This window comes from Ketobacter alkanivorans, assembly GCF_002863865.1.
In the GTDB taxonomy this organism is placed as follows: domain Bacteria; phylum Pseudomonadota; class Gammaproteobacteria; order Pseudomonadales; family Ketobacteraceae; genus Ketobacter; species Ketobacter alkanivorans.
In genome coordinates, this window is record NZ_CP022684.1 from 1,476,567 (window position 1) to 1,496,744 (window position 20,178).

General features: G+C 50.3%; 17 protein-coding genes and 3 tRNA genes. All 20 read right to left on the bottom strand.

Annotated features, from left to right (window positions below; all coding sequences use genetic code 11):
• Complete coding sequence (rplW, locus tag Kalk_RS06335) at positions 1-297, bottom strand: 50S ribosomal protein L23 (RefSeq protein ID WP_101893399.1); 297 nt, start codon at positions 295-297, stop codon at positions 1-3.
• Positions 294-896, bottom strand: a complete 603-nt coding sequence (gene rplD, locus Kalk_RS06340; RefSeq protein ID WP_101893400.1) for a 50S ribosomal protein L4 — start codon at positions 894-896, stop codon at positions 294-296. The genes rplW and rplD overlap by 4 nt, the downstream gene beginning before the upstream one ends.
• A gap of 18 nt (positions 897-914) precedes the next feature.
• Positions 915-1,553, bottom strand: a complete 639-nt coding sequence (gene rplC, locus Kalk_RS06345) for a 50S ribosomal protein L3 (protein ID WP_101893401.1) — start codon at positions 1,551-1,553, stop codon at positions 915-917.
• A gap of 38 nt (positions 1,554-1,591) precedes the next feature.
• Positions 1,592-1,903 (bottom strand): 30S ribosomal protein S10, encoded by a 312-nt coding sequence (gene rpsJ, locus Kalk_RS06350; protein ID WP_101893402.1) that lies wholly within the window; start codon positions 1,901-1,903, stop codon positions 1,592-1,594.
• A 186-nt stretch (positions 1,904-2,089) separates the two neighbouring features.
• The gene (tuf, locus tag Kalk_RS06355; protein ID WP_101893403.1) at positions 2,090-3,280 is read right to left on the bottom strand and encodes an elongation factor Tu; all 1,191 of its coding nucleotides are present in this window, start codon (positions 3,278-3,280) and stop codon (positions 2,090-2,092) included.
• Positions 3,281-3,314: 34 nt separating this feature from the next.
• Entirely contained in the window at positions 3,315-5,408 is a 2,094-nt protein-coding gene (gene fusA / locus Kalk_RS06360) for an elongation factor G (RefSeq protein WP_101893404.1), read from the bottom strand.
• A gap of 44 nt (positions 5,409-5,452) precedes the next feature.
• Complete coding sequence (rpsG, locus tag Kalk_RS06365; protein WP_101893405.1) at positions 5,453-5,923, bottom strand: 30S ribosomal protein S7; 471 nt, start codon at positions 5,921-5,923, stop codon at positions 5,453-5,455.
• 104 nt (positions 5,924-6,027) lie between these two features.
• Positions 6,028-6,402 carry a 30S ribosomal protein S12 gene (gene rpsL, locus Kalk_RS06370; protein WP_101893406.1) on the bottom strand — a complete coding sequence of 125 codons (375 nt, stop codon included), beginning with the start codon at positions 6,400-6,402 and terminating at the stop codon, positions 6,028-6,030.
• A 177-nt stretch (positions 6,403-6,579) separates the two neighbouring features.
• The gene (gene rpoC / locus Kalk_RS06375; RefSeq protein ID WP_101893407.1) at positions 6,580-10,788 is read right to left on the bottom strand and encodes a DNA-directed RNA polymerase subunit beta'; all 4,209 of its coding nucleotides are present in this window, start codon (positions 10,786-10,788) and stop codon (positions 6,580-6,582) included.
• Positions 10,789-10,849: 61 nt separating this feature from the next.
• Positions 10,850-14,926, bottom strand: a complete 4,077-nt coding sequence (gene rpoB / locus Kalk_RS06380) for a DNA-directed RNA polymerase subunit beta (RefSeq protein WP_101893408.1) — start codon at positions 14,924-14,926, stop codon at positions 10,850-10,852.
• 269 nt (positions 14,927-15,195) lie between these two features.
• Positions 15,196-15,567 carry a 50S ribosomal protein L7/L12 gene (gene rplL, locus Kalk_RS06385; protein ID WP_101893409.1) on the bottom strand — a complete coding sequence of 124 codons (372 nt, stop codon included), beginning with the start codon at positions 15,565-15,567 and terminating at the stop codon, positions 15,196-15,198.
• A 44-nt stretch (positions 15,568-15,611) separates the two neighbouring features.
• Positions 15,612-16,136 (bottom strand): 50S ribosomal protein L10, encoded by a 525-nt coding sequence (gene rplJ, locus Kalk_RS06390; RefSeq protein WP_101893410.1) that lies wholly within the window; start codon positions 16,134-16,136, stop codon positions 15,612-15,614.
• 210 nt (positions 16,137-16,346) lie between these two features.
• On the bottom strand, positions 16,347-17,042 hold the full coding sequence (rplA, locus tag Kalk_RS06395; RefSeq protein ID WP_101893411.1) for a 50S ribosomal protein L1: 696 nt from the start codon (positions 17,040-17,042) through the stop codon (positions 16,347-16,349).
• A 1-nt stretch (position 17,043) separates the two neighbouring features.
• Positions 17,044-17,481, bottom strand: coding sequence for a 50S ribosomal protein L11 (gene rplK, locus Kalk_RS06400; protein ID WP_101893412.1), 438 nt, complete (start codon positions 17,479-17,481; stop codon positions 17,044-17,046).
• Positions 17,482-17,574: 93 nt separating this feature from the next.
• On the bottom strand, positions 17,575-18,108 hold the full coding sequence (nusG, locus tag Kalk_RS06405) for a transcription termination/antitermination protein NusG (RefSeq protein WP_101893413.1): 534 nt from the start codon (positions 18,106-18,108) through the stop codon (positions 17,575-17,577).
• A gap of 17 nt (positions 18,109-18,125) precedes the next feature.
• The gene (gene secE / locus Kalk_RS06410) at positions 18,126-18,497 is read right to left on the bottom strand and encodes a preprotein translocase subunit SecE (RefSeq protein WP_101893414.1); all 372 of its coding nucleotides are present in this window, start codon (positions 18,495-18,497) and stop codon (positions 18,126-18,128) included.
• 59 nt (positions 18,498-18,556) lie between these two features.
• A tRNA-Trp gene (locus Kalk_RS06415) sits at positions 18,557-18,632 on the bottom strand.
• A 68-nt stretch (positions 18,633-18,700) separates the two neighbouring features.
• Positions 18,701-19,891 (bottom strand): elongation factor Tu, encoded by a 1,191-nt coding sequence (tuf, locus tag Kalk_RS06420; RefSeq protein ID WP_101893403.1) that lies wholly within the window; start codon positions 19,889-19,891, stop codon positions 18,701-18,703.
• 82 nt (positions 19,892-19,973) lie between these two features.
• A tRNA-Thr gene (locus Kalk_RS06425) sits at positions 19,974-20,049 on the bottom strand.
• A 16-nt stretch (positions 20,050-20,065) separates the two neighbouring features.
• Positions 20,066-20,139: transfer RNA gene (locus tag Kalk_RS06430), tRNA-Gly, on the bottom strand.
• Between the last annotated feature and the right edge of the window lie 39 nt (positions 20,140-20,178).

The following is a 20,178-nucleotide window of genomic DNA, read 5'->3' on the forward strand; positions in this document are numbered from 1 at the left end:
TCACTCTGCGCCAAGGAAATCAATATCAAAGCCGTCTTGCAGGGAGACATAGGCTTTTTTCCAATCAGCACGTTTACCCATGCCACGACCGAAGCGCTTGGTTTTACCTTTCATGACCAGAGTCCGAACAGATTTAACCTTCACTTCCCACAACTGTTCCACAGCAGCTTTGATTTCTGCTTTGGTAGCGTCCTTGGCGACCTTGAACACGATCTGGTTGTGCTTATCAGAAACAACCGTCGCCTTCTCAGATATATGAGGCGCGCTCAACACTTTAAAAATTCGTTCTTGGTTCATGCCAACAGCTCCTCAAGTTTCTTAAGCGCATCAACAGTCACCACAACCTTTTCGTGAGCAATCAAGCTAACGGGATCAACCGCCTGCGCGTCGCACACATTGACTTTTGGCAAGTTACGAGCAGCCAGATAAACGTTCTCGCTTACCTCGCCAGCAATAACCAACGCACCTTCAGCACTTAACTCTTTCAACCGCGCAGCCATAAGCTTAGTTTTTGGTGCGTCCAGCTCGAACGCATCAACCACTACCAATCGATCCTGACGAACCAGCTCAGAAAGTATGCAGCGCATAGCACCACGATACATTTTTCGATTCACTTTCTGACTGTAGTCTCTTGGTGAAGCAGCAAATGTAACACCACCACTACGCCATATCGGGCTTCGGATAGTACCAGCACGCGCACGGCCAGTACCCTTTTGGCGCCAAGGCTTCTTGCCGCCACCACTCACTTCGGAACGACTTTTCTGTGCTTTAGAGCCTTGACGACCACCAGCCATGAACGCAGTCACAACCTGATGAACGAGGGGCTCATTAAACTCTTTGGCAAACGCCACTTCTGACACAGTCACAGTTCCGCCAGAGGCAATATTCAGATTCATCCGCTAATCCTCTTTGGCTTAACCTTTAACCGCCGGGCTAACGATAACATCGTTGCCAGCAGCTCCTGGGACCGCGCCTTTCACTAAAAGAAGATTTCTTTCAGCATCTACGCGCACAATCTCCAGAGATTGGACGGTTGTTTTACGGCTACCCATGTGCCCTGCCATCTTTTTACCTTTAAAAACACGACCGGGAGTCTGGTTCTGACCGATAGATCCAGGAACGCGGTGCGACAATGAATTACCATGCGTCGCGTCCTGACCCTTAAAATTCCAACGCTTGATGGTTCCAGCGAATCCTTTACCCTTGGAAGTGCCAGTAACATCAACCATAGCGCCGGCTTCAAACAAGCCAACTTCGATTGCGTCACCCACTTTGTAGCCTGCCAGCTCTTCCTCCGACAGACGGAACTCCCACAAACCACGACCAGCCTCCGCCTCTGCTTTCGCAAAGTGACCAGCTGCTGATTTGGAAACTCGTGAAGCCTTGCGAGCACCAGTGGTAATCTGCACTGCAGAATAACCATCGGTATCAACGGCCTTAACCTGGGTAACCCGGTTAGGCTCAACTTCAATCACGGTAACTGGAATGGACACGCCGTCTTCAGTGAAGATACGGGTCATGCCACATTTTCGTCCGACTAGACCGATTGCCATATCATTAACCTCTTATGCCATGCTGCTTATGAGCACGATCAACCCAGTGAGATTTGAACATCAACGCCTGCAGCCAAATCCAGCTTCATCAGGGCATCAACGGTTTTATCAGTGGGCTCTACAATATCGACCATTCGCTTGTGAGTACGAATCTCGTACTGATCACGCGCATCTTTATTTACGTGCGGTGAAACCAACACGGTAAAATGCTCTTTGCGAGTAGGCAGAGGGATGGGGCCGCGCACTTGCGCCCCTGTACGTTTCGCCGTCTCCACGATCTCAAGCGCCGACTGATCAATCAATTTATGATCAAACGCTTTTAAGCGAATACGAATCTTCTGGTTTTGCATCGCCTGGGAACTCCAGAAATCTCAACAAATAAACAGCAAAAAATCCCTGCCTCCTTTACCTATATAGGTTAAGGAAACGGATCTTTTTGGCTTCGTGCCTAGAACAATGCCTAGGCTGTGAATCTCGCGCCCCACACTAGCGGGGCGCGATAATATAACCCAGCTTAACGCCGAATTACAACATCTTTATTCAACAATTTTGGCAACAACGCCAGCGCCAACAGTACGACCGCCTTCACGGATCGCAAAGCGCAGGCCTTCTTCCATCGCGATAGGCGCAATCAATGTTACGTCCATCTTGATGTTGTCGCCAGGCATAACCATCTCCACACCCTCTGGCAGCTCACACGCGCCAGTGATGTCGGTTGTACGGAAGTAGAACTGGGGACGATAGCCTTTGAAGAACGGCGTGTGACGGCCACCTTCGTCTTTGCTCAGCACGTACACTTCTGCTTCGAAGCGAGTGTGCGGCTTGATCGCGCCGGGCTTACACAACACCTGGCCACGCTCAACTTCGTCACGCTTGGTTCCACGCAGCAGAACACCAACATTCTCACCAGCACGACCTTCGTCCAGCAGCTTGCGGAACATCTCTACACCAGTACAGGTGGTCTTGGTGGTATCTTTAACACCAACGATTTCGATCTCTTCACCTACTTTGATGATGCCGCGCTCAACACGACCAGTCACCACGGTACCACGACCGGAGATGGAGAATACGTCTTCGATAGGCATCAGGAAGGGCTGATCAATAGCACGCACTGGCTCTGGGATGTATTCATCCAGAGTTTCAACCAGTTTCTGCACAGACGGCATGCCGATGTCGGAAGTATCACCTTCCAGCGCTTTCAAAGCAGAACCTTTGATGATGGGCGTGTCGTCACCTGGGAAGTCGTATTGATCCAGAAGTTCGCGAACTTCCATCTCAACCAGCTCCAGAAGCTCTTCATCGTCAACCATGTCGGCTTTGTTCAGGAACACAACAATATAAGGTACGCCTACCTGACGAGACAACAGGATATGCTCACGAGTCTGAGGCATCGGGCCGTCAGCAGCGGAACATACCAGGATTGCGCCGTCCATCTGCGCAGCACCGGTGATCATGTTCTTAACATAGTCAGCGTGCCCAGGGCAGTCTACGTGTGCGTAGTGGCGAGTCGGGGACTCATACTCTACGTGTGAAGTAGAGATGGTGATACCACGCGCTTTTTCTTCTGGCGCTTTATCGATACCGTCAAATGCAACCGCAGCACCACCCCAGATTTCGGAACACACACGGGTCAAGGCAGCCGTCAAAGTGGTTTTACCATGATCTACGTGACCAATGGTGCCTACGTTTACGTGCGGTTTGCTTCGTTCAAATTTTTCCTTTGACACTTTAATTTACCTCAATAAATGATCTTAAAACCAATTAACCTTTTTTGATGATGGCTTCTGCTATGTTGTTAGGCGCTTCTGCATACTTAACGAATTCCATGGTAAAGGTCGCACGACCTTGAGACATACCACGCAAATCAGTTGCATAACCAAACATCTCGGACAGAGGCACTTCAGCATTAACCAGTCGAACGCCATTTGCTTCATCCATGCCTTGCAGGATACCGCGACGACGGTTCAAGTCACCCATTACATCACCCATGTAATCTTCTGGGGTGACAACTTCCACCTTCATGATCGGCTCAAGAAGAACGGGGCTTGCTTCCATACAACCTTTCTTGACAGCCATAGCGCCAGCCATGCGGAAAGCATTTTCGTTCGAGTCAACTTCATGATAAGAACCATCGTATAGATTGACCTTTACGCCCAACATCGGATAGCCAGCAATTACACCTGACTCCAACTGTTGACGACAGCCTTTCTCGATAGCAGCAAAGTATTCTTTGGGTACGCTACCGCCATGAATGGTTTCCTCGAAAATGAAGTCCTCTTCCATATCTGGAATAGGCTCAATCTTCACTTTTACGTGACCATACTGACCACGACCACCAGACTGCTTGACATACTTACCTTCGATGTCCACCGCTTTACGGATGGTTTCACGATAGGCCACCTGAGGCTTACCGATATTCGCTTCCACCTTGAATTCGCGACGCATACGGTCAACGATAATATCAAGGTGCAGCTCACCCATGCCGGAAATAATAGTCTGACCGCTTTCTTCGTCAGTTTTAACCCGGAAAGAAGGATCTTCCTGTGCCAAACGACCAAGCGCCAACCCCATTTTTTCCTGATCAGCTTTAGACTTCGGCTCTACAGCAACAGAGATTACCGGATCCGGGAACTCCATTCGCTCAAGCACGATCACGCTCTTGAGGTCACACAGAGTATCACCAGTAGTAATATCTTTAAGACCAACAGCAGCAGCTATGTCGCCTGCGCGCACTTCTTTGAGCTCTTCACGAGAGTTGGCATGCATCTGCAAGATACGACCAACACGCTCTTTTCGCTCTTTAACAGAGTTCATCACTGAGTCACCGGAGTTCAAAACACCGGAATAAACGCGGAAGAACGTCAAGTTACCAACAAACGGATCAGTGGCAATTTTAAATGCCAGCGCCGAGAAAGGAGCCTCATCCGAAGACGGACGGTCTTCCTCTTCACCCTTATCAGTAATACCTTTGATGTTAGGCACTTCGTTAGGAGCAGGCAGGAACTCAATCACCGCATCCAGCATGGCCTGCACGCCTTTGTTTTTAAAGGCTGAACCACACAGAGCAAGAACGATTTCGTTGTTCAACACCTGGGTACGCAAGCCAAGCTTGATATCTTCCAAGCTCAGGTCACCTTCTTCCAGGTATTTTTCCATCAGCTCTTCGGAAGCTTCAGCGGCAGACTCAACCATTTGCTCACGCAGATCATTACACGTATCGACCAGATCAGCTGGTATATCAGCCAGATCATACGTCATGCCTTGATCGCTTTCGTTCCAGTAGATTGCCTTCATGCGAAGCAGGTCGACAATACCTTTGAATTCGTCTTCCGCGCCGATATTCATATGAATCGGCACTGGACGCGCATTCAAGCGAGTCTTGATTTGCTTAACAACTTTAAGGAAGTCAGCACCGGCGCGATCCATTTTATTAACAAACACTATGCGGGGAACACCATAGCGATCAGCCTGACGCCATACCGTTTCAGACTGCGGCTGCACACCTGATGAACCACAGAATACAACAACTGCGCCGTCCAGAACGCGCAGAGATCGCTCTACTTCAATAGTGAAGTCAACGTGCCCAGGGGTATCAATGATATTGATGCGGTATTTATCGAACTGACGATCCATACCTTCCCAAAAACAGGTGGTCGCTGCAGACGTGATGGTTATACCACGCTCCTGCTCTTGCTCCATCCAGTCCATGGTCGCCGCGCCGTCATGTACCTCACCAATTTTGTGAGAAACACCTGTGTAGAACAGTACGCGCTCAGTAGTGGTGGTTTTACCAGCATCTACGTGAGCACAGATACCGATATTACGGTATCGAGAGATAGGGGTTTGACGTGCCACTGTCTTATCCTCAGATTATCCAGTTTATAAAAGGGTTACGTATCTTAGAAACGATAGTGAGAGAACGCTTTGTTGGCTTCCGCCATACGGTGAACGTCTTCACGCTTCTTAACAGCTGAACCCTTACCTTCAATTGCGTCGAGGATTTCGCCAGCGAGACGCAGCGGCATGGACTTTTCACCACGCTTACGAGCTGCATCTACCATCCAGCGCATAGCCAGCGCAGTACGACGATTCGGGCGCACTTCAACAGGCACCTGGTAAGTAGCACCGCCTACTCGGCGGGATTTAACCTCAACCATGGGACGCAAAGCGTCTAACGCTTTTTCGAACGCCTCAACGGGATCTTGATTGGTCTTTTCGGCAACCTTGGCCAGAGCACCATACACGATGCGCTCTGCTACAGATTTCTTACCGCTTTCCATCACATGGTTAATGAACTTAGCCAGGATCTGGCTTTGGAACTTAGGATCAGGAAGAATTTCGCGTTTTGCGACGACTCGTCTTCTTGGCATGATTTCTTTTCCTATTTCAGGTTATTCCAAGACATTGGCTTGGCCTTACTCCCGCCACTAGGTTAGGCGGGTTAAGTGACAGCCGAATGAACACTCGGCTGCTATTAAGCTTTAGGTCGCTTGGCTCCGTATTTGGAACGACCCTGTTTACGATCCGAAACACCAGCTGTATCCAGGGTACCGCGAACAGTGTGGTAACGCACACCAGGCAGGTCTTTTACACGACCGCCGCGAATTAGGATTACGCTGTGTTCTTGCAGGTTGTGACCTTCACCACCGATATACGAAGTTACTTCGTAACCGTTGGTCAAACGCACACGAGCCACCTTACGCAAAGCCGAGTTAGGCTTCTTAGGGGTGGTTGTGTAAACGCGAGTACATACACCACGACGTTGAGGGCAGGCTTGCAACGCGGGAACGTCGCTTTTTGCTACCTTACGCTGACGTGGCTTACGCACCAATTGGTTAATGGTTGCCATGTAGCTGTTTCTCCAATGATTTTTCGAGGTTTCTCATAGAGCCACCTCATTCTTTTAAAGCAAAAAATCCCGTCAACCCTTTTTCAGGGATGCGAGATTCTAAGAGCGCTTTGCCTACAAGTCAAGTAACTGGTACTGCAAGGGACTTTTCCTTACAGTACCAGCACCCTGATTTGACTACTCCTCCGGCGAGTTTAATGCTTCGCTCAGCGCCTGTTCAGCATCATCTGCTGTGAATTCAGGCACTTGCAACACATCAGCTTGCTCGCGCTGACGACGTCGCTCGGCGTGGTACGCAAAACCGGTACCGGCCGGTATCAGACGACCCACCACAACGTTTTCCTTCAGACCGCGCAGATCGTCGATCTTTCCGGTCACTGCGGCTTCGGTCAAGACACGAGTTGTCTCCTGGAAAGAGGCTGCTGAAATGAACGATTCCGTCGACAGAGACGCCTTGGTGATACCCAGCAATTCTCTATCGTACTTGGCACCGAACTTACTTTCTTTATCCAGCACTTCATTTTCATCCAGCACCCGGGCCAACTCCGCCTGCTCCCCCTTAATGAACGAGGAATCGTTGGAATCGGTAATGATGACCTTACGCAGCATCTGACGCACGATAACTTCAATATGCTTGTCGTTGATGCCTACGCCCTGGAGTCGATAAACGTCCTGAACTTCATTTACGATGTAACTTGCAACAGCGTTAACACCCTTCAAACGCAATATATCGTGCGGATTGGATGGGCCATCGGAAATTACTTCGCCTTGCTCAACACGCTCGCCTTCGAAGATGTTCAGCTGACGCCACTTGGGAATCAACTCTTCGTAGACGTCTCCGCTGTCGTCAGGGGTAATCATCAGTCGGACTTTACCCTTGGTTTCCTTACCGAATGAAACTACACCGGTCTTTTCTGCCAAGATGGAAGACTCTTTCGGCTTTCTGGCTTCGAACAGGTCGGCAACACGAGGCAAACCACCGGTGATGTCGCGAGTTTTCGAGCTTTCCTGCGGGATACGGGCAACAACGTCACCGACACCCACCTTAGAGCCATTCTCTAACTGAACTATAGAACCTGCAGGCAGGTAATATTGAACAGGAATGTCACTGCCAGGCATAGTGACCAGCTCATTGTCTTCACCTACCAGGCGAACAACAGGTCGCTTGTCTTTGCCAGATGCAGGACGGTCTTTCGCGTCCAAAATCTCGTAATTGGTCAGACCTGTGAGATCGTCCGTTGTTTGCTTAACGGAGAGACCTTCGTCGAAATCAGCAAAGCTCACTCGACCAGCCGACTCGGTAATAACCGGGTGAGTGTGAGGATCCCACTGCGCGATAACCTGGCCCGCATCAACGGATGCACCATCCTTAACTGACACTACAGACCCGTATGGGATTTTGTAGCGCTCACGCTCACGCCCCTTCGCATCGGCAATAGCCAGTTCCGCTGAACGGGATACCGTTACGAGGTTTCCATTCTCCTGCTCTACATACTTGATGTTGTGCAGTCGAACAGTACCCTGGTTTTTAACCTGCACGTTGCTCACCGCAGAGCTTCGCGATGCCGCACCACCGATGTGGAAGGTACGCATGGTGAGCTGAGTACCAGGCTCACCGATCGACTGAGCGGCAATAACACCTACCGCTTCACCGATGTTAACCAAATGGCCTCGAGCCAGATCGCGACCATAACAGGCTCGACACACACCGTAACGGGTGTCACATGCGATTGGAGAGCGACAGATAACCTCGTCAACCGCCTCGGCTTCCAGCATCTCAACCCATTTCTCATCAATCAGCGTACCGGCTGGAGCCAATAGCTCTTCGGTGCCGGGCTTATACAAGTCCTGCGCAACAACACGACCCAATACGCGCTCACCCAAGGGCTCAACTACATCGCCGCCTTCAATCAGAGGCGTCATGATAATGCCTTGGTCGGTTCCGCAATCGTCTTCAGTTACTACCAGATCCTGGGCCACATCAACCAAGCGACGAGTTAGGTATCCTGAGTTCGCTGTTTTGAGTGCTGTATCGGCAAGACCTTTACGAGCACCGTGAGTCGAAATAAAGTACTGAAGTACGTTCAAACCCTCACGGAAGTTAGCGGTAATAGGCGTCTCGATGATAGAGCCGTCCGGCTTCGCCATCAGACCACGCATACCCGCCAACTGACGAATCTGGGCTTGCGAGCCCCTCGCGCCGGAATCGGCCATGATAAAGATAGAGTTGAAGGACTTCTGTGGAACTTCATTGCCATCACGGTCGATAACCGTATCAACTGAGAGGCGCTCCATCATGGCTTTGGCTACCATATCGTTGGTACGAGACCAAATATCGATAACCTTGTTGTACCGCTCGCCCTGGGTAACCAGACCGGAGGCAAACTGGTCTTCGATCTCACGCACTTCGTCTTCAGCTTCAGATATGATGCGAGCTTTTTCCTCAGGAATCATCATGTCGTTGATGCCAACAGATGAGCCAGACAAGGTCGCCTGATGGAAACCTAGGTACATCAATTTATCTGCAAAAATTACTGTAGACTTGATCCCCAAGCGGCGGTAGCAGGCATTAATCAGCCGCGATACCGTTTTCTTGGTCATGTTCTGGTTGATCAACTCAAACGGCAATCCTGAAGGAAGCACATCCCACAACATACAACGACCCGCTGTGGTATCAGCTATAAAGGTGCGCGTTTCAAGGCTGCCATCTTCTTGCTTAACGGTCTCGGTAACACGCACTTTAATGCGGGTGTGGACGGTGACAGCGCTGTTAACCAAGGCGCGAGACACTTCTTTGGTATCCGCAAACACCATGCCTTCGCCTTTGGCGTTAATACGCTCACGGCTGATGTAATAGAGCCCCAATACAACGTCCTGGGTAGGAACGATGATTGGCTCACCATTCGCTGGAGACAGGATGTTATTGGTGGACATCATCAGCGCACGTGCTTCCAGCTGAGCTTCCAAAGTAAGCGGTACGTGTACCGCCATCTGGTCACCGTCGAAGTCGGCGTTATAAGCCACACACACCAGCGGATGAAGCTGGATAGCCTTACCCTCAATCAGTTGAGGTTCAAATGCCTGAATGCCCAAACGGTGCAGAGTTGGTGCACGGTTCAGCATAACGGGATGCTCGCGAATAACTTCAGCAAGGATATCCCATACTTCTGCGGTTTCGCGCTCAACCATTTTCTTGGCCGCTTTTATGGTTGTCGCAAGGCCGCGAGCTTCCAATTTGGCAAAGATAAAAGGCTTAAATAGCTCAAGAGCCATTTTCTTGGGTAGACCGCACTCATGCAGTTTTAGGGTAGGTCCTACCACGATTACCGATCGACCGGAATAATCAACACGCTTACCCAGCAGGTTCTGACGGAAACGACCCTGCTTACCTTTGATCATATCAGCCAAAGACTTCAAAGGACGCTTGTTGGAACCAGTGATCGCACGACCACGACGACCGTTATCAAGCAGAGCATCAACTGCTTCCTGCAGCATGCGCTTCTCGTTGCGCACGATAATGTCAGGCGCATTCAAGTCCAGCAGACGCTTGAGACGGTTATTACGGTTAATTACCCGACGATACAAATCATTCAGGTCGGAGGTCGCAAAACGACCGCCATCCAGAGGCACCAGAGGACGAAGATCTGGCGGCAACACTGGCAGCACACTCAGAATCATCCAAGTAGGATCATTGCCGGACTCTTGGAATGCTTCCATCAACTTCAGACGCTTGGTGATCTTTTTGATCTTGGTCTCGGAGTTAACGTTGGGCAGCTCTTCACGCAATTCACGGATTTCCTGCTGCAGATCCATGTCCAACAGCAACTTCTGAACTGCTTCAGCACCCATGCTGGCATCAAATTCGTCTCCGAACTCTTCCAGCGCTTCGTAATATTGCTCATCCGTCAGCATCTGACCACGCTCAAGAGTGGTAGTACCAGGATCAGTTACTACAAATGACTCAAAATACAGTACGCGCTCGATGTCGCGCAGAGTCATATCCAGCAACAAACCAATACGGGACGGCAGCGATTTCAAAAACCATATATGAGCAACCGGGCTAGCCAGCTCAATGTGCCCCATACGATCACGACGCACTTTAGACAGCGTCACTTCGACGCCACACTTCTCACATATCACACCACGGTGCTTTAAACGCTTGTACTTACCACACAAGCATTCGTAATCCTTGATAGGACCAAAGATTCGCGCGCAAAACAAACCATCGCGCTCAGGCTTGAACGTACGGTAGTTGATGGTCTCAGGCTTTTTAACTTCACCAAAAGACCAAGCGCGAATCATTTCTGGGGACGCCAATGCGATACGAATACGATCGAATTCTGCGTCTTGTCCCTGTGCTTTTAGCAGGTTCAGTAAATCTTTCACTGAAATTCCTCCACTCGGAGCCAGTAGGGTGGGCTAAATAGCCCACCATGTCTTAGTCGTGTTACTCGTTTTCAAGCTCAATATCGATACCGAGCGAGCGAATCTCTTTCACCAGTACGTTAAACGATTCGGGCATCCCCGGATCCATACGGTGATCGCCATCTACAATGTTTTTGTAGATGCGAGTACGCCCGTTTACATCGTCCGATTTGACAGTCAACATCTCTTGCAGGGTGTAAGCTGCACCGTATGCTTCCAGCGCCCACACCTCCATCTCTCCGAAACGCTGACCACCAAACTGGGCTTTACCACCCAGCGGCTGCTGAGTAACGAGACTGTAAGAACCCGTTGAACGTGCGTGCATTTTGTCGTCAACCAAATGGTTCAACTTCAGCATGTACATATAACCAACGGTAACAGATCCATCAAACTGCAGACCTGTACGGCCATCGTGAAGCTTCATCTGCCCGCTTTCAGAGATGCCAGCCAGCTCAAGCATGCCTTTGATCTCATGCTCTTTTGCACCATCGAACACTCGGGTTGCCATTGGCACACCGCGAGTCAAATTGCTGCTCAACTCAACGATTTCTTCATCAGTGAAGCTATCCAGCTCTTCTGACTTTTCTCCGATTTCGTTATAGACCTTGCCGAGGAAGTCACGCAATTTTGCAGTTTCTTCTTTGGCCTTCAGCATTGCCTCAATACGCTTACCGAGACCGTGTGCCGCCATTCCCAAGTGAGTCTCAAGAATCTGGCCCACGTTCATTCGGGAAGGTACACCCAGCGGGTTCAACACCACATCGACCGGCTCACCGTTGGCGTCGTATGGCATATCTTCTACCGGCATAATCACGGAGATAACACCCTTGTTACCGTGACGCCCAGCCATCTTATCACCAGGCTGAATACGGCGCTTAACGGCCAGATGCACCTTAACTATTTTCAGCACGCCATGAGCAAGGTCGTCACCACTGGAGATTTTGCGTTTTTTCTCAGCAAGTTTTTTCTCTTGCTCAGAACGAACATCTTCCAAATAACCTTTACTGCTTTCCAGCTGCTCCGCCAATTGATCAGAAGTAGGACGAAGATCGAACCACTGCGCAGGCTCCAGAGAATCAAGCACTTCGGCAGTGATAGTGTCGCCTTTCTTCAGGCCAGCGCCTGCAGCCACGGCTTTTTCGCCCTCGAGCAGTTTACGCAAACGGCCCAGTGTTGCGCCTTGAATGATTCGGAACTCATCATTCAGATCCTTACGGAATTTATCGATCTCTGCATTCTCGATATCGATAGCCCGTTGATCTTTTTCGACGCCATCACGCGTAAACACCTGAACATCTATAACGGTGCCTTTGGTGCTTGAGGGCACGCGCAGTGAGGTATCTTTGACGTCTGAGGCTTTCTCACCGAAGATGGCACGCAGAAGCTTTTCTTCCGGCGTTAGTTGGGTTTCACCCTTCGGAGTGACCTTACCCACCAGAATGTCGCCAGGACCTACTTCTGCACCGATATGAACGATGCCGGACTCATCCAGCTTGCCCAGCGCTGCTTCACCAACATTTGGAATATCAGAAGTAATCTCTTCCGGCCCAAGTTTGGTATCACGAGCAACACAGGTCAGCTCCTGAATGTGAATAGTGGTGAATCGATCTTCCTGAACAACCCGCTCGGATATAAGAATAGAATCCTCGAAGTTGTAACCATTCCAAGGCATGAAGGCGACGCGCATGTTCTGACCTAGCGCTAACTCACCCATGTCCACAGAAGGGCCATCCGCAAGAATATCACCGCGGGCAATCACATCACCCACTTTCACCAAAGGACGCTGGTTGATGCAGGTATTCTGGTTAGAACGGGTGTACTTGGTGAGATTGTAGATATCTACACCTGCATCCCCCTCTTCGGCAATCTCTTCTTCATGTGCTCGAACCACGATACGAGCAGCATCGACGCGATCAACCAAGCCACCGCGACGGGCGACCTGACATACACCAGAATCACGAGCAACAATGCTCTCCATGCCGGTACCAACCAGTGGCTTTTCAGCCCGCAGCGTCGGCACCGCCTGACGTTGCATGTTCGACCCCATCAATGCACGGTTAGCATCATCGTGCTCAAGGAACGGTATCAAAGACGCCGCAATTGACACTACTTGGCGCGGAGATACGTCCATCAGGGTGACATTTTCAGCGGTAGTTACCGTGAATTCATTACGGTGACGAACCGGTACCAGGTCTTCAACCAGGTTACCGCCTTCGTCTACCTCGGCATTCGCCTGAGCAATGACGTACTCGCCTTCCTCGATAGCCGACAGATAGATAACCTCATCGGTTACCTTACCGTTGGTAACACGTCGATAGGGGCTCTCCAGGAACCCATAGTCGTTCGCACGAGCAAAGGTAGCTAACGAGTTAATCAAGCCGATGTTTGGACCTTCAGGCGTTTCGATAGGACACACGCGCCCATAATGCGTCGGATGTACGTCACGAACCTCAAAGCCCGCACGCTCTCGGGTCAGACCGCCTGGCCCTAACGCAGATACGCGGCGCTTATGGGTGATTTCCGACAGCGGGTTGTTCTGATCCATAAACTGGGAAAGCTGGCTGGAACCAAAGAATTCTTTGATCGCAGCAGCAACCGGCTTGGCATTAATCAAGTCCTGCGGCATCAAGCCTTCGCTCTCTGCCAAGGACAGACGCTCTTTAACGGCACGCTCAACACGAACCAGACCAACGCGGAACTGGTTTTCAGCCATCTCGCCAACACAACGAACACGACGGTTACCCAGGTGATCGATATCATCAACCACGCCGTTACCATTGCGAATCTCAACCAGACATTTCAATACATCAACGATGTCTTCACGGGACAGAGTACCCTCACCCAGAATCTCTTCGCGACCCAGGCGACGATTGAACTTCATACGACCCACGGCTGAAAGATCGTAGCGCTCGGCAGCGAAGAACAAATTCTTGAACAAGCTTTCCGCTGCATCTTTTGTTGGTGGCTCACCAGGGCGCATCATTCGATAGATTTCAACCAAGGCTTCCAACTGGTTGGTTGTTGAATCTGAACGCAAGGTATCCGAAACGAAAGGTCCGCGATCGAGTTCGTTTATGTACAGAGTCTCGAACTCGGTTACACCGGCCTCGGCCAATGAATCCAGCAAACCGACTGTAATCTCAGCATTACAGTCACAAATCAGCTCACCTGTGGACTTGTCTATAATATTGCGTGCGATAACACGACCTTCCAAATATTCCTTTGGAACCGCCATCCACTCGATATTTGCTTTTTCCAGCTGACGAATATGGCGTGCGGTAATACGACGCCCTTCCTCAACAACAACTTCATCACCGGCTTTGATGTCAAACATGGCTGTCTCGCCACGCAGACGCTCAGGTATTAGGCGGAGCTTAAACTCGCCGCCTTCCAATATAACGGTGTTGGTGTCGAAGAACATCTCCAGCATTTCTTCGTTTTCATAACCCAACGCACGCAGCAAAATAGTTGCTGGCAGCTTGCGGCGACGATCGATTCGCACAAAGACAAGGTCTTTCGGGTCAAATTCAAAATCCAACCAAGAACCGCGATAAGGAATGATTCGCGCAGAGTAAAGCAGCTTTCCTGAGGAGTGGGTTTTACCACGATCGTGATCAAAGAATACACCAGGAGAGCGGTGCAACTGGGATACGATAACTCGCTCGGTACCGTTGATTACAAACGTACCGTTTTCCGTCATCAACGGAATCTCACCCATGTAGACTTCTTGCTCTTTGATGTCTTTGATGGCTTTGTTGGACGATTCCTTGTCATAAATGATCAGACGGATCTTCACGCGCAATGGCGCTGAATAAGTTGCGCCGCGCATTTGACATTCTTGCACATCAAACACTGGAGTACCCAGCGCGTAATCTACGTACTCAAGCGCTGCATTTCCGGAATAGCTTGCTATTGGAAATACGGATTTAAAGGCCGCTTGCAGGCCTTCGTCGATACGCTCATCTGACTTGTTATCGAGTTGTAAAAATTTTCGATAAGAATCCAATTGGATGGCCAGTAGATACGGCACTTCCATCGCGTCAGTGAGTTTACCGAAGTCCTTACGGATTCTTTTCTTTTCGGTGAAAGAATATGCCATCTGAGTTCCTCAGCTTGTCACTCTGCAAAATTAAAAAATTTCGCTTTATCGAAGTTTAAACTTCGCGTTATATCCCGTGCGGGGTCATATCCGAAAAACTGCCTCTTACATAGCTGGACAGCCTTTCAATTTCGGCCTTGCTGTACTGCAGTCAACACGACCTGAAATCACGTTCTGCGAACGATTGTATAAAAACGTCAAAAGGCCGGTGGCACACAGCCACCAGCCCGACAGCAAATTGCGTAGATCTACGCAGATTTGCCAAGCTGTTACTTAAGTTCGACTTTAGCGCCAGCTTCTTCCAGATCTTTCTTGATTTTCTCTGCTTCGTCTTTGGATGCGCCTTCCTTAACTGCTTTAGGTGCGCCTTCAACCAATTCCTTAGCTTCTTTCAAGCCCAGACCGGTGATACCACGGATAGCTTTGATAACGCCAACCTTGTTTTCACCGAAAGAGGCCAGGATTACGTCAAATTCAGTTTGCTCTTCAGCAGCGGCAGCAGGAGCTGCAGCGGCAGCAACTGCAACAGGTGCAGCAGCAGATACGCCGAATTTTTCTTCAATAGCTGAAACCAGTTCAACCAGATCCATAACGCTCATTTCAGCAATAGCGTTCAAAATTTCTTCGTTGGACAGAGCCATGGTTCAATACTCCAGAGTGTATTAATTCAATGTTAATTTCAAAATTAAGCTGCTTTTTGGTCTTTGACCGCTGCGACCACACGGGCGATTTTGCCTGGAACATCGTTGAGTGTACGAGCAAACTTCGTAACAGGAGCTTGCAGTACCCCAGCGAGCATACCAAGGGCTTGATCGCGAGTTGGGAGCTTGGCCAGACGGTCGATTTCATTGGCGCCATAAAGAACACCACCAACCGCTAACGCTTTTACTTCCAACTTGTCGTTGTCCTTGGCGTAATCTTTGATCATGCGTGCTGCAGCACCCGGATCTTCGATTGACAACGCAAGGATAGTCGGGCCGACCAGGGTTTCCTTCAGGCACTCAAACTCAGTACCTTCAACCGCGATACGCGCAAGTGTGTTTCTGACTACTTTCAGATACACACCCTGCTCTCGGGCCTGTTTACGCAATTCAGTCATTTGCGAAACAGTCAAACCACGATAGTCAGCAATAACAGCGGACAGAGCACCAGAAGCGGCTTCGTTGACTTCGGCAACAATTGCCTTTTTGTCTTCTAGCTTAAGTGCCACTAAACACCTCTCTTTCGCTAAGTTACGTTTCCCCCTCCAATTTCTTTTCGGGGGTCGCGGTGCCCGACTCAGAGCAACTGAATCTTGAACCACCGCGTCTGCGCAGGCAGGTTTAAGCGATTAATTAACTACTTATATAATGAACCGCGCCTGCGGTCTTTGACGCGCCTCTTACGCAAGGCAAGAGGGCTCAAAGCTTGTATGGCAGCCTTAGATTTCCAGGCTAGCCTGATCAATCGACACACCTGGCCCCATGGTAGAGGACAGAGTAATGCGCTTGATGTATACACCTTTTGCACTGGATGGCTTGGCTTTTTTAAGATCACCCATCAATGCTTCTATGTTTTGCTTGATCGCGCTTGGCTCAAAGCCTACCTGACCAACTGAGCAGTGAATGATACCTGCTTTGTCAGTACGGTATCGAACCTGACCAGCTTTAGCATTTTTCACTGCCGTCGCAACATCAGGCGTGACTGTTCCGGTCTTAGGGTTCGGCATCAAGCCGCGAGGGCCGAGAATCTGACCCAGCTTACCAACAACACGCATCGCGTCCGGAGATGCAATGACCACGTCAAAATCGAGATTACCTTTCTGAATCTGTTCAGCCAGGTCATCCATTCCAACCAAATCTGCACCAGCAGCAGTTGCTGCCTCGGCGGCCGCGCCCTGAGTGAAAACAGCAACACGCACAGTTTTACCTGTGCCGTTAGGCAGCACGCTTGCACCACGCACAACCTGGTCAGACTTACGAGGGTCAACACCCAAGTTCACTGCCACATCAATGCTTTCTTTGAATTTAACGGTAGACAGCTCAGACAGCAGAGAAACCGCTTCAAGAACATCATACTGTTTTGCGCCATCGACTTTTTCTCGAATGGCTTTTTGTCTCTTGGTCAGCTTTGCCATATTACACACCCTCCACTTCTAGACCCATGCTGCGAGCAGAACCAGCAATGGTACGCACCGCAGCATCCATATCAGCAGCTGTCAGATCAGGCATCTTAATAGTTGCGATCTCTTCGAGCTGTGCACGGGTGACCTTGCCCACTTTATCTTTGTTGGGCACACCGCTGCCTTTTTTAACGCCTGCTTTCTTAAGCAGCAAAATAGCGGCAGGTGGAGTCTTGGTAATAAAAGTGAAAGAGCGATCACTGTAAACTGTGATCACTACTGGAATCGGCATACCTGGCTCAAACGCTGGCGCTTGAGTCTGGGCATTAAACGCCTTACAGAATTCCATGATGTTTACACCGTGCTGACCCAGCGCTGGACCAACCGGTGGACTTGGGTTTGCTTGACCCGCTTTAACTTGAAGCTTGATGTAAGCTTGTATTTTCTTTGCCATTTCACCTACTCCTCGGGTTCAAACGCCGCAGGGCTCCCCGTAAAAAGTAAAAATCCCCGCTCTAACCACGCCAGAACAGGGGTCGAAAAAATTTTAGCCTTTTTCTACTTGGCCGAATTCTAACTCCACTGGCGTAGACCGGCCAAAAATCAGAACAGCCACGTGCAAACGGCTCTTCTCATAATTCACTTCTTCTACCACACCATTAAAGTCGGCAAAAGGACCATCTACGACGCGAACCACTTCGCCAGGCTCGAACAACGTCTTGGGTTTTGGCTTCTCTACGCCGTCTTCGACACGCTGCAGGATAGCCTCAGCCTCTCGGTCACTAATGGGAGCAGGCTTGTCCGCCGTACCACCAATAAACCCCATAACCTTGGGACAATCTTTAACCAAGTGCCAAGATGCATCGTTCATCTCCATCTGAACCAACACATAGCCGGGAAAGAACTTACGCTCACTCTTGCGCTTTTGACCACCCCTCATTTCCACCACTTCTTCAGTGGGCACGAGAATCTCACCAAACTGATCTTCCATTTCAGCCAGTTTGACACGCTCCGTGAGAGATCGCTTAACATGCTTTTCAAAGCCTGAGTAGGCGTGTACCACGTACCAACGCTTTGCCATCTGCAACCTCTTGCTTTTTAACCAATTACACTGGAAATGACAGTGCCCAGCAACGCATCAAGCCCCCACAACAGGAGAGCCATAAACGCCACCACGAGCACAACAACACCAGTCGTCTGGCCTGTCTCCTGCTTGGTAGGCCACACAACACGCCGCACTTCAGCACGCGCATCCTGCAGCAGCGCTATAAAGGCGCGCCCCTTAACAGTAAAAGATGCCACCAACGCAGCAAAAATACCCATAACAACAACACCAGCCACCCTGTATAACAGGGGCTGATCATCATAATAGGCATTACCAATTACTGCAGCAGCAATAATCGCCGCCACAACCAACCATTTAAAGGCTTCCGCCGGAGATGACTGGGTTTGCTCTGTGCTTGTTGTCATATGGGCTAACCGCACCACCCTGACCACATTCACTGCGCTCAGGGAAAATTGCTCGAATTTGGCAGGCCAGGAGGGACTCGAACCCCCAACACCCGGTTTTGGAGACCGGTGCTCTACCAATTGAACTACTGGCCTAATTCTGTTTTCTTACAAATACAACTGGGCCGAGGATAATACTCGGCCCAACTCTGTTTGACTAGGGGTTATTCAACAATTTTGGCAACAACGCCAGCGCCAACAGTACGACCGCCTTCACGGATCGCAAAGCGCAGGCCTTCTTCCATCGCGATAGGCGCAATCAATGTTACGTCCATCTTGATGTTGTCGCCAGGCATAACCATCTCCACACCCTCTGGCAGCTCACACGCGCCAGTGATGTCGGTTGTACGGAAGTAGAACTGGGGACGATAGCCTTTGAAGAACGGCGTATGACGGCCACCCTCGTCTTTGCTCAGCACGTACACTTCTGCTTCGAAGCGAGTGTGCGGCTTGATCGCGCCTGGCTTACACAACACCTGGCCACGCTCAACTTCGTCACGCTTGGTTCCACGCAGCAGAACACCAACGTTCTCACCAGCACGACCTTCGTCCAGCAGCTTGCGGAACATCTCTACGCCAGTACAGGTGGTCTTGGTGGTATCTTTAACACCAACGATTTCGATCTCTTCACCTACTTTGATGATGCCGCGCTCAACACGACCAGTCACCACGGTACCACGACCGGAGATGGAGAATACGTCTTCGATAGGCATCAGGAAGGGCTGATCAATAGCACGCACTGGCTCTGGGATGTATTCATCCAGAGTTTCAACCAGCTTCTGCACAGACGGCATGCCGATGTCGGAAGTATCACCTTCCAGTGCTTTCAAAGCAGAACCTTTGATGATTGGCGTGTCGTCACCTGGGAAGTCGTATTGGTCCAGAAGTTCGCGAACTTCCATCTCAACCAGCTCCAGAAGCTCTTCATCGTCAACCATGTCGGCTTTGTTCAGGAACACAACAATATAAGGCACGCCTACCTGACGAGACAACAGGATGTGCTCACGAGTCTGAGGCATCGGGCCGTCAGCAGCGGAACATACCAGGATTGCGCCGTCCATCTGTGCAGCACCGGTGATCATGTTCTTAACATAGTCAGCGTGCCCAGGGCAGTCTACGTGCGCGTAGTGGCGAGTCGGGGACTCATACTCTACGTGTGAAGTAGAGATGGTGATACCACGCGCTTTTTCTTCTGGCGCTTTATCGATACCGTCAAATGCAACCGCAGCACCACCCCAGATTTCGGAACACACACGGGTCAAGGCAGCCGTCAAAGTGGTTTTACCATGATCTACGTGACCAATGGTGCCTACGTTTACGTGCGGTTTGCTTCGTTCAAATTTTTCCTTTGACATTGACCCTTCTCCTGGCCTGTACCTTTGAGGTTTCTTTATTACACACAAAAAACGGGAAGGCACAACACCAACCCGCAAATTCTGGAGCTCATAACCGGATTTGAACCGGTGACCTCTTCCTTACCAAGGAAGTGCTCTACCGACTGAGCTATATGAGCTAAAAACTTCACCAGATGGAGCGGGCAGCGGGGATCGAACCCGCATCATCAGCTTGGAAGGCTGAGGTTCTACCATTGAACTATGCCCGCCGGACCCTGCTTAACAGCGCCTGGCTTGCGGCGTACTGC